Annotated in this window: 10 protein-coding genes and 1 pseudogene; 6 read left to right on the forward strand and 5 right to left on the reverse strand. The window is 67.8% G+C overall.

Annotated elements, in window-relative coordinates:
• From Q0379_RS05975 to Q0379_RS05990, 4 genes are all read right to left on the reverse strand, one after another.
• On the reverse strand, positions 1-359 hold a 359-nt coding region (locus Q0379_RS05975), incomplete at its 3' end, for a demethoxyubiquinone hydroxylase family protein (RefSeq protein ID WP_299005655.1).
• On the reverse strand, positions 356-913 hold the full coding sequence (locus Q0379_RS05980) for a disulfide bond formation protein B (RefSeq protein WP_299005659.1): 558 nt from the start codon (positions 911-913) through the stop codon (positions 356-358). The genes Q0379_RS05980 and Q0379_RS05975, both read right to left, overlap by 4 nt.
• Positions 910-1,518, reverse strand: a complete 609-nt coding sequence (locus Q0379_RS05985) for a YqaA family protein (RefSeq protein WP_299005662.1) — start codon at positions 1,516-1,518, stop codon at positions 910-912. Before Q0379_RS05985 ends, Q0379_RS05980 begins: the two co-directional genes overlap by 4 nt.
• Before the next feature lie 105 nt (positions 1,519-1,623).
• Positions 1,624-3,849, reverse strand: coding sequence for a TonB-dependent hemoglobin/transferrin/lactoferrin family receptor (locus Q0379_RS05990; RefSeq protein ID WP_299005665.1), 2,226 nt, complete (start codon positions 3,847-3,849; stop codon positions 1,624-1,626).
• Between the two features lie 158 nt (positions 3,850-4,007).
• On the opposite strand from Q0379_RS05990, the gene Q0379_RS05995 reads away from it, so the two are divergent.
• The 5 genes from Q0379_RS05995 (at position 4,008) to Q0379_RS06015 (ending at position 6,708) form a co-directional block, all read left to right on the forward strand.
• The gene (locus Q0379_RS05995) at positions 4,008-4,796 is read left to right on the forward strand and encodes a DUF4198 domain-containing protein (protein ID WP_299005668.1); all 789 of its coding nucleotides are present in this window, start codon (positions 4,008-4,010) and stop codon (positions 4,794-4,796) included.
• 13 nt (positions 4,797-4,809) lie between these two features.
• Positions 4,810-5,280: a hypothetical protein gene (locus Q0379_RS06000; protein ID WP_299005670.1), complete on the forward strand. Its 471-nt coding sequence runs from the start codon at positions 4,810-4,812 to the stop codon at positions 5,278-5,280.
• A gap of 104 nt (positions 5,281-5,384) precedes the next feature.
• Positions 5,385-5,633, forward strand: coding sequence for a DUF3297 family protein (locus Q0379_RS06005; protein WP_062099782.1), 249 nt, complete (start codon positions 5,385-5,387; stop codon positions 5,631-5,633).
• 31 nt (positions 5,634-5,664) lie between these two features.
• The gene (locus Q0379_RS06010) at positions 5,665-5,907 is read left to right on the forward strand and encodes a hypothetical protein (RefSeq protein ID WP_299005685.1); all 243 of its coding nucleotides are present in this window, start codon (positions 5,665-5,667) and stop codon (positions 5,905-5,907) included.
• Between the two features lie 291 nt (positions 5,908-6,198).
• Positions 6,199-6,708, forward strand: coding sequence for a MarR family winged helix-turn-helix transcriptional regulator (locus Q0379_RS06015; RefSeq protein WP_066681894.1), 510 nt, complete (start codon positions 6,199-6,201; stop codon positions 6,706-6,708).
• On the opposite strand, the pseudogene Q0379_RS06020 reads toward Q0379_RS06015, so the two are convergent.
• Positions 6,695-7,066: pseudogene (locus tag Q0379_RS06020) on the reverse strand (P1 family peptidase); the annotation flags it as partial. The gene Q0379_RS06015 and the pseudogene Q0379_RS06020 overlap by 14 nt on opposite strands.
• Before the next feature lie 21 nt (positions 7,067-7,087).
• Between Q0379_RS06020 and Q0379_RS06025 the strand changes: the two are divergent.
• Complete coding sequence (locus Q0379_RS06025; RefSeq protein ID WP_299005688.1) at positions 7,088-7,705, forward strand: DegV family protein; 618 nt, start codon at positions 7,088-7,090, stop codon at positions 7,703-7,705.
• Positions 7,706-7,842: the final 137 nt, after the last annotated feature.

Genomic DNA, 7,842 nt, shown 5'->3' on the forward strand with positions numbered 1-7,842 from the left:
TTCTCGATCACCGACTCGACCGCCTCGGTGCAGGCGTGGGCGGCCTTGTCGCCCATCAGGGCGGTGCCGGCGCCAAGGGCGAAGGCCGCGGCGCGCCAAACCGGCGACATCAGGGTCGGGCGTACGCCGCGCTCGGTCAGAAGCTCATCGAAGCGGGACAGGTGGACCTGCTCGTGGCCCTCCATCTCCTTCAGCTGCTCGGCGATCCGCTCGCGGCCGGGCGCGTTTCGCATCACCGCGGCCTGGCCGCGATAGATGTGGACCGCGGCCAGTTCACCGGCCTGATCGACGCGCAGAATCTCGCCGAGGCGAGTCTTCAGGGCGCCCTGTCCGGGGCGGGGAGGGGTGGGTTTGCTCATGCCGAGGCTTCCGACTTGCGCAGCGCCGCCAGGACGGACCAGACGGCCAGTTTCAAAGAGATCAGCACGTTCCAACCCGCCATCGACAGGCCCAGGAACACCCAGGGGGCCTGGTCGCAGGCCGGAGCCTTGATCTTGGCCGTGCCCTTCAGCATCGCCTCCAGATCCGCGGCGCCGGCGAAGCCAACGCCGGAGCAGGACGAGGGACCCGGCCACCATTTCCATTCGGCGCCGGCGTGATAGGCCGCCAGGCCCGCGCCGTAGAGAAAAATTGCGCCCAGCAGCAGGTTGGCCGGCGTCCGCAGGCGCGGCCACAGCGGCGTGCGTTGCAGGATGAAGACGATCAGGCTGATCGTCCCGGCCGCCCAGTAGACCTCGCGTTGCTTCAGGCACAGGTGACAGGGGGCCAACCCGCCAAAGCTCTGGAAGGCGTGGGCGATGGCCAGCATCAGGGCGCTGGACAGGAACGCCAGCAGAGGCCAGTGGCGCGTGACCAGGTCATAGACCCGGCCCACGAGCCCGTTCGTCTGGTTCGTGGCGCTTTCGCTCGTCATGCCACGCAGGCTCCGCCGTGTCCGCTACCGCCCAGGAGATGGCTCGCCGTCAGTCCAATGACAATGAGGGCGATCAAGATTCCAGCGAATAGCGCGAGGCGGCGTTCGACGACCGGCAGCAGGGCCGGGCCGAATTTCTTGACGATGAAGGCCACCAGGAAGAAGCGCGCGCCGCGCGTGAGGGCCGAGGCGGCGATGAACATCGGGAAGCTGAACGCCGCCAGACCCGAGGCGATCGTCACCAGCTTGTAGGGGATCGGGGTCAAGCCCTTGGCCAGGATCACCCAGACGCCGTATTTGCCGTACCAGCACTGGAATTGCTCAAGGCCGCCGGAATGGCCGGTCGCGGCCATGATCCACAGGCCAAAGTCGCGCAGGAAGTAGCCGATCGCATAGCCGAGGACGCCGCCCAGGACCGACGCGATCGTGCAGATCAGGGCGTAACGCCAGGCCTTCTCGGGCTTGGCCAGGCACATCGGCGCCAGCATGACGTCCGGCGGAATCGGGAAGAACGAGCTTTCGGCGAACGACACCGCGAAAAGGCTTACGGGGGCGTGACGGGAGGCGGCCAAGCCCATGACCCAGTCGTAGAGGCGACGCAGCATGCGAACTCCGATCAAGTGAGAGCCCGTAGCTAGCAGGGCCGAGCGGTCTTGTCCGCAAGGATGTCGGCGCGCGCGGCTTGCAGTCTGCGCGCGCCGCTCAGCCGCCTAGAACTTCAGCGCCAGGGAGACGCTGTAGTTACGCCCGGGCTGGCTGTAGGCGTCCTTGACGGTGGAGTTATCGGCGAGGCCGCGCATGTCGCTCCACCACCAGTACTTCTCGTCCGTCAGGTTGAAGACGCCGGCGCGCACGGTCACGGCGTCTGTCACCGCCCACCAGCCGGTCAGGTCGGCGACCGTGAACGAAGGCGGCATGAAGCAGTTATTCGCCGAGCTGCCGCCGGCTCCGGCGCAGGTCACGCCTGCGCGGCCGGCCGACTTGCGATCCGAATGGATCACGCTGAGCTCGCCGCCGAACTTGCCGGAGGGCGCGCGATAATTGACGCCGCCGGTGATCTTGACCGGATCGATCGAGGCCAGGGGCGTGTTGACGCCGTTGGTCCGGGACGCGCCGCGCGCGTACGACACCGCCGCCTTTGCCGTGAAGCCGGCGCTCAGGTCGAACGATCCTTTCGCCTCGGCGCCGCTGATCTTCACGCCCGACAGGTTCACATACTGATAGACGGCCGGATTGGCGGCGGTGAAGTTCCCCGACACCTGCACCTGCTCGATGAAGTCGTCGTATTCGCCGGTGAAGCCCGTCAGCGCCACGCGCCAGCGATCGCGATGCAGGCGGAAGCCGGCCTCCAGGGTGCGGCTCGTCTCGGGCTTCAGGTCCGGGTTCGAGATCGACTTGTAGTTCGATACCAGGTTGGCGAAACCGGTGTTGACCTGTGAGGGGGAGGGGGCCTTGAAACCGGCGGCAAGGTTGGCGAACAGCGTCACTAACTCGGTCGCGTCCCAGACCACGCCGATCTTGGGGCTGAGGTGCGTGTCGCTCTGGCCCGAGGCGGCCGTCGTGAACAGCGGGTCGGCCTTCGGATCCAGCTTGTAGTAGTCGAGGCGAACGGCCGGGTAGATCGTCACCGGACCGGCCGTGATCTCGTCCTGTACGTAGAGCCCGCCCAAGGTGAAGTCGGTGGTGGGGAAGGCCTTGCCTGGGAAGGTCTCGCCGGCGGGCGGGACCGTGCCGTCGCGCGTGCCCTTCTGCCGGGTGATCGAGGCGTCGCCGCCCCAGACGACCTCGTGCGTGAACGCGCCGATTTCGAAGCGGCTGTGCAGCTCGGCGCCCGCGCCGAAGACGCGGTTGTCGAAGGTCGCGTCGCGGGTGCGGTCGGCGGCGGTGTTGCGGTCCTCGGCCGAGAACTGGCGGGTCTTGCTGCGTTGCCAATAGAGCGTGGTCTGGGCGGCCTCGATCAGGCCTTGGCCGCCGCCGAAGCGGTGATCCAGGCTGATGCGGTCGCGCTTCATCCGGTCGAAGGCCGTCAGGCCGATCACGCTGGTCGAAGCCAAGGGCGGCTTGGCGATGGCCGACAGCACCGTCCAGTCAATGTCGTGGTCCAGGTGGTCGACGGTCAGTCGGAAGCGGTTGCGGTCATTGGGGCTGTAGATCAGCTTTCCCAGCACCGCATTGGACTTGTTGTCCTCGGGATTGGCGGTAGTGCGATCGATGTTGGCCGAGCCGTTGGTCCCCGCGGTCTTCTGGCCTTCGCCGTCGCGGCGGGTGTAGGCGAGCAGGGCTTCCCAGCGGTCCGAGCGGCCCGCCAGCACCAGGCTTTCGCTCCAGCTTTCGTCGGCCGAGGCATAAGAAGCCCTCGCGCGGCCAGCGATGTTCTGCCCAGGCTTCAGGATGTCCGACGGGTCCTTGGTGATGAAGCTGACCGACCCCGCCAGGCCGTCCGCGCCGTAGAGGGCGGAGGCGGGACCGCGCACGATCTCGACGGACTTGAGGATGTCGAGATCCACATAGTCGCCGCGTCCTGTGGACTGGGCGCCGAAAGCGAAGCCGTCCGGCACGCGCACGCCATCGACCACGATCAGCACGCGGTTACCCTCCAGGCCTCGGATGTTGAAGCCCGCGTTTCCGTCGCGCCCGGTCGAGGCGCCGGCGGCGGTGAAGCGAGCGGGGGCGGTGCGCACCGCGACGCCGGGCTCGTCACGGACGAGGTCCTTGATGTCCTTGACCAGTCCATCCTCCATCTCGTCCGACGAGATAACGGTGACTGTCGCCGGCGCTTTCGAAACGGGCTTTTCCGAGCGCGTCGCCGTCACCGTGACCTTGTCGACCTCGGTCGCGTCGCTCGGGACGGAGGCATTGTCGGCTGCGTGGGCCGTTGAGGCGAGCAGGGCGGCGGTCGAGGCGGCGGCCAAGGCGGCCAGCTTCAAGCGAGACATCGATATCCCCTTCGATGGTTAGATGCGAATTGTTCGCAATTGGATGGCGAGGGGGTAGAGCGACGTCGAAATCCGGTCAAGCTATTTGCAATTGATTCTCAGAACTAATCGCAATAACCAGATTGCGCCGCGTCCGAGCGGCGCCTGGGATAGCCTCGATGATCCGTTCTCTTCGCGCCGGCCTGCTGGGCGGCGTTCTCTTGCTGGGCTTGGCTGCGCCGGTCGCCCAGGCCCATTCGCCCTATCTTCTGCCCAGCGTGTTCGACGCTTCGGACCGCAAGCTGATCACTGTGCAGGGCGCGTTTACCGAAAGCTTCTTCACGCCTGAGGTGGTGATGAAGTCGGACGCCTACGCCGTGATCGGTCCAGATGGCGCGCGCACGGCGCTGTCTCCGATCTACCTGCGCCAGCTGGCGGTCTTCGAAGTCGCGACCGAGGCGCAGGGCACCTATCGCATCACCACGGGCCAGCGCGCCGGACGCGTCGCCAAGGCCGCCCTGGTTGGCGGCGAGTGGAAGTTCTTCGAGGGCGAAAAAGCGCCGGCCAACGCCATTGACATGCAGAGCCTGACGACCGCCGAGGTCTATGTGACACGCGGCGCGCCGAGCGACGCGGCGCTGGCCCCGATTGGGAAGGGGCTTGAGTTCCGCCCGATCACCCACCCCAGCAAGATTGTCACCGGGCGGCCGGTGGTGTTCGAGACCCTGTTCGACGGCAAGCCGCTGGCGGGCCTGACGGTCACGCTTAGCGCCGCCGACGACCGCTATGCCGACGACGCCAAGGCTCCGCCGGAGACCTTCGCCAGCGACGCCAACGGCCGTTTGACGGTCAAGGTCGGACGGTCAGGCGTCTACCAGCTTCAGGCCCGCCACCGCGTCGCGCCCGCTGGGCCAGGACTGCCCGGCCAAAGCCACACCTACGCCCTGACGTTCGAATCCCTTCGTTGATCAAGGATACGCCATGAACACTCGCATCTTCTTCACCGGTGCGGCGCTCTTCGCCTCGTTGCTCGCTGGGCCCGCCAGCGCCGCCTCCCATGCCCGCGACATCTTCATCAAGGAGCAGGACCAGAACGGCGACGGCGTCGTCACCAAGGACGAGTACGCCGCCACCCGGAGGATCCAGTTTGACAAGACCGACGCCGACAAGAACGGCGTGCTGTCCCAGGCCGAATACGTCGCCGAGTTCAAGGCGCGCCTCGAGGCGAAGCTGGCCGCCTCCGACCGGACCCCGGAAAAGAAGCAGGAAGAGCGCGAGCGGCAGATGCGCCAGACCGATGTGCGCTTCCATGTCCTCGACAGCGACAAGAGCGGCGCCATCACCCGGGCCGAGTTCGACTATTCGGGTTGGCGGATGTTCGTCCACCACGACACCAACGAGGATGGCGTGGTCTCGGCCGCGGACCCGATCAAGGACGACCAGCAGACCTAGGCCGAAGGCGTCGGGCGGCTGTCCGATTTGGACTTTCGGCGTTTCGTGGGTATCACCGCCGGCCAAGACACGGGCCAGCGCGCCCGCATCCAAGCTGGAAGACCATGAGCGACACGCCTCCCGACCGCCTCTCCGTCAATCCCGACAGCCCCTATTACGACGCCGATCTGCTGGAGCGCGGCATCGGCATCCGCTTCAAGGGCGTCGAGAAGACCAATGTCGAGGAATACTGCATCAGCGAGAAGTGGGTGCGCGTCGCGGCCGGCAAGACGCTGGACCGCAAGGGCAACCCGATGACCATCAAGCTGCAGGGCGAGGTCGAGGCCTATTTCCGCGACACCGCCGAAGGCTGAGGTCTTGGCGGACGATCCTGATCTGGAGGCGATGTCCCGCGACGAGCTTTCGCGGGCCCTGACCCTGCGGTGGCAGGATCTGCGCGGGATCATCCCCTGGGGGGACACCTTCGAGGGGATTTCGCCGGCTGGCCGCTATGTCGAGGTGGAGCGCAGCTACATCTGGGCGGCCGAAGAGGGCGGCGACATCCTTTGCGAAGTCGCCGTCTATGGCGGTCCGTCGCGCTATGATCACGGGGCGCGCGCTTCGGCGACAATCACGCGCCCCGCGTAGGGCGGGAGGCTGGGCCTGACTCGCGGGCGCGAAGACAAAAACGCCTGTTTCAGCCTAGTCGAGGCATGGAAACGCCACTCTGCGAGGCGAGACAGCTATTCTCTGCCCACGGGGCGTGCGAAACTGCTTCATGAAGAGGGTGGTCGCCGGGCGGCATTGTGGCTTCAGCTCGCCGCGCTCAGATCAAGACGCGCGCCGGACCGAAACGCCAGGGTCCGGGCCAGCGTGGATGGACTGGCGAAGGCCGCTCCTTCAAGGCGGTCGCGCCTGGGAGGACGAAAGGAACGGGACATGACCGCCACGGTCTCTCCGCTTACGCCGGGCGCGCCTGACGCGCCCGAAGCCGGTGTCAGTCTTTCCGATTATGTGCCGTATCGCCTGGCAACAGCTTCGGCGGCTGTCAGCCGCCTGATCGCCCGCGCCTATGAGGACCGTTTCGGTCTGACCATCCCGCAGTGGCGGCTGATGTCCGTGCTGGCCGAGGGCGCGTTGACCCAGCACGCCGCCGTCACCCGCACGGCCATGGACAAGGTCCGCGTCAGCCGCGCCGCCCAGGATCTGGTGGTGCGCCGGCTCGTCGCCCGCACCACGGTGCGCTCCGATCGCCGTTCGCACACCCTAGAGCTGACGGCCGCCGGTCGTCGGCTGTTCGCCGAGATCGCGCCCCTGGCCCTGGCCTACGAGGCCACGCTGCTAGCGGGCCTGGCGCCCAGCGAGGTCGCGACCTTCAAGCGCCTGCTGAACCACCTCGAGACCGCCGCCATTCAGCTGGCCGGCGGCGAGACGATCACGCCGCCCTAGCTTCGAACACGGCGCGAGCGATCGCGCGCGCCAGGCAGTCCGCCGCCGCCGATCCGAGGCGCGCGAGCCCGGCCGCTCGCGCCGGACCTTCGCCCAGAGTCGCCGCGCCCGAGGCCAGGGCGAAGACAATGTCGCCGTCGAAGGTCGTGTGGGCCGGACGGATCGCGCGTCCCATCCCGTCATGCGCCATCATCGCCATGCGCTGCGCCTCGGCCGTGCTGAGGTCGGCGGTGCTCGCCACGATCGCGAGGGTGGTGTTGGCGCCGGGGCGCAGGCGGCCCATGGCGCCCAGCTTGGTGTCGTCGGGCATCGGCTCGATCGCCGTCGGCATGGGGCCGGGGCGACGCCCGCCGAACTCTGCGCGGCCTACGAACGCGCGCTGGCGGCCAGCGGTGGCGACGGGGTGCTGGGTGTGCACCTGTCGGCCGAGCTGTCGAGCACCTTCTCGGCCGCCGAGGAGGCCGCGCGTCAGCTGGGGGACGGCGTGGCCGTGGTCGATTCGCGGTCCGCGGCAATGGGCACCGGCTTCATCGCGCTGGCCGCGGCGCGCGCAGCCGCCGGCGGCGCCGACCTGCAGACCGTACTGAGCGTGGCCCGTGCGGCCGTCGATCGGACGCACGCCTACATCGTCGTGCAACGGCTGGACAACCTGCGGCGCAGCGGACGGCTCGGCGGTCCGGCGGCCTGGCTGGGAACCGCACTCTCATTGAAACCACTGCTGCGGGTGGACAACGGGAAACTCGTTCTGGCGCAGCGGGTCCGGACGGCGAGCAAGGCGGTCTCGACGATGCTCGACCAGGTTCAGGGCGTGGTCGGGGACCGATCCGCCGCCATTGCCGTGCATCACGTCGCGGACCCGGAGGGTGCCGCGGGGCTCGCCGAGGTGCTCGAGCGGCGGCTGCCGGCCTGCTCGCCGGTGATCGTCACCGACCTGGGTCCGGTACTCGCTCTGCATGTGGGTGCCGGGGCGCTGGCCGTCGCTGTCCTGGAGGAGTGAACTGACCGGCCACGGTTCCGTGGGAGCAACCCAGCGTTTGCCATCCGTTTTCCTCCGCGTTGAATAGCCGTGTCGGACAGCGGAGTTGTGAGATTCTTTCGAGCGCGGTGACCAGCATCCAGAGCTACGCTGTCCCC

This window comes from uncultured Caulobacter sp. (genome assembly GCF_937900395.1).
GTDB lineage: Bacteria > Pseudomonadota > Alphaproteobacteria > Caulobacterales > Caulobacteraceae > Caulobacter.

Excerpts from the sequence above, each read along its gene's own strand:
- Q0379_RS05980 (WP_299005659.1), bottom strand. The coding sequence starts at position 913 with ATGACGAGCGAAAGCGCCACGAACCAGACGAACGGGCTCGTGGGCCGG.
- Q0379_RS05985 (WP_299005662.1), bottom strand. The coding sequence starts at position 1,518 with ATGCTGCGTCGCCTCTACGACTGGGTCATGGGCTTGGCCGCCTCCCGT.
- Q0379_RS05990 (WP_299005665.1), bottom strand. The coding sequence starts at position 3,849 with ATGTCTCGCTTGAAGCTGGCCGCCTTGGCCGCCGCCTCGACCGCCGCC.
- Q0379_RS05995 (WP_299005668.1), top strand. The coding sequence starts at position 4,008 with ATGATCCGTTCTCTTCGCGCCGGCCTGCTGGGCGGCGTTCTCTTGCTG.
- Q0379_RS06000 (WP_299005670.1), top strand. The coding sequence starts at position 4,810 with ATGAACACTCGCATCTTCTTCACCGGTGCGGCGCTCTTCGCCTCGTTG.
- Q0379_RS06005 (WP_062099782.1), top strand. The coding sequence starts at position 5,385 with ATGAGCGACACGCCTCCCGACCGCCTCTCCGTCAATCCCGACAGCCCC.
- Q0379_RS06010 (WP_299005685.1), top strand. The coding sequence starts at position 5,665 with ATGTCCCGCGACGAGCTTTCGCGGGCCCTGACCCTGCGGTGGCAGGAT.
- Q0379_RS06015 (WP_066681894.1), top strand. The coding sequence starts at position 6,199 with ATGACCGCCACGGTCTCTCCGCTTACGCCGGGCGCGCCTGACGCGCCC.